We start from the raw sequence: 1,449 nt of genomic DNA on the forward strand, positions 1-1,449 counted from the left end.
AGTATTGCGCGCCCCCCAGAAATAGCCACAGAGCAACGTGAACAACGGCACCGTCGCCACCGCCAGTGCCGCCACACCGGACGCCACCCCGGTATGTTCGGCCACACTCACCGCACCGTTACCGAAACTGAGCAGCAAAATCCCGATGATCCCCGCGGCTTTCCACTGCGCCCAGGTCGGCGCCGGCGCCCCGCGCCAGCGCAGGAAGGCGTACATCAGGCTGCCGGCAATCACGAACCGCACGCCACCGAGCATCAGCGGTGGCCAGTATTCAACGCCGAGGCGGATCACCAGATAAGTCGATCCCCAAATCACATACAGCGCAAAGAACGCGGCGATCAACGGCAAGGAAAAACGGCGCAAGGCAGGCATGGGCAACTCGAAAGTCAGCGTCAGGGGATGGATTATTCTAGAAAGGCACACAGGCAAAAATAAGCTACAAAACCTGTTTATCGCGCCGGTACACTTTTGAAAGAACGGAGATCTACGGGATAAACCGTGATTTCGAAAGTCTGGCAATTTAAGGAGTCCGGCCTTGGACAGATACGACCGCATGCTGCTCAGCGCCCTGTTGGAAAACGGTCGGGCGTCCTACGCCGAACTGGCGCGCAAAGTGAACCTCTCGCCGCCGGCGGTGGCCGAGCGTGTGGCCAAGCTTGAGGCGGCCGGGGTGATCACTGGGTATCAGGCGAACATCGACCTGTCGAAAATCGGCCTGCCGATCCAGTGCATGATCGAATTGCGCCTGCACCAGAACGGCAGTCAGAAGGTCTACGACGAACTGGTGAAAATCCCGCAACTGACCGAGTGCTTTCGAGTGACCGGCGATCCGTGCGTGATGATGAAGGGCGCGGTGGGCTCGATGACGGAGCTGGAGGAGTTGATCAACCGAGTGGCGAAGTTCGGCTTCAGCAAGACTTCGATTGTGTTGTCGAGCGCGATCGAGAAGCGCGTGCCACTCGGCCACATCGACAGCAACGGTAAATAGCTCGGGCCAACTCCTACAAGGATTTTGTGTTGGGCTCTGGCTCAGCGGTAGCGTTGCAAGTGTTCGCTGACTTTGGCAGCCGGGACTTTCTGCAGTTTGCACAGCAGGTCGTGGTTCAACTCACGCACGCCATGCTTGTGCCGCAGTTCTTCCGCCAGATGCGCCATCAGGTTCGCCGCCATCTCGGCATCCGCCATCGCCCTGTGCGCCTGACCTGTATGCGGCAGGCGGGCGAAGGTGGTCAGGGTGCCGAGTTTGTGATTTGGCGCTGCCGGCATCAGGCGCCGGGCCAGCAACAGCGAGCAGGCAAAGTTCTGCAGACGGGTACGTTTGATCCGCCCCAGTTCGAAGTCCCAGAACTTCTGGTCGAACGAGGCATTGTGTGCGACCAGCGGCGTGCAGCCGACGAACTCGTTGACCTCTTCCATGACCCTTTCCGCCGAGGGCGCGCTGCGCAGCAT

3 protein-coding genes are annotated in these 1,449 nt (G+C 59.9%); 1 reads left to right on the forward strand and 2 read right to left on the reverse strand.

Features of this window, described 5'->3' with window-relative positions; genetic code table 11:
- The coding region (locus tag DBR24_RS23855; protein WP_146189108.1) for an EamA family transporter at window positions 1-372 on the reverse strand (372 nt) is incomplete at its 3' end.
- Between the two features lie 163 nt (window positions 373-535).
- Between DBR24_RS23855 and DBR24_RS23860 the strand changes: the two genes are divergently transcribed.
- On the forward strand, window positions 536-988 hold the full coding sequence (locus tag DBR24_RS23860) for an Lrp/AsnC family transcriptional regulator (protein WP_123463913.1): 453 nt from the start codon (window positions 536-538) through the stop codon (window positions 986-988).
- Between the two features lie 41 nt (window positions 989-1,029).
- Here DBR24_RS23860 and DBR24_RS33460 read toward each other — a convergent pair.
- The coding region (locus tag DBR24_RS33460) for a PolC-type DNA polymerase III (protein WP_256591775.1) at window positions 1,030-1,449 on the reverse strand (420 nt) is incomplete at its 5' end.

The sequence above is a fragment of the Pseudomonas sp. HMWF006 genome (genome assembly GCF_003061205.1).
Classification (GTDB): domain Bacteria; phylum Pseudomonadota; class Gammaproteobacteria; order Pseudomonadales; family Pseudomonadaceae; genus Aquipseudomonas; species Aquipseudomonas monsensis.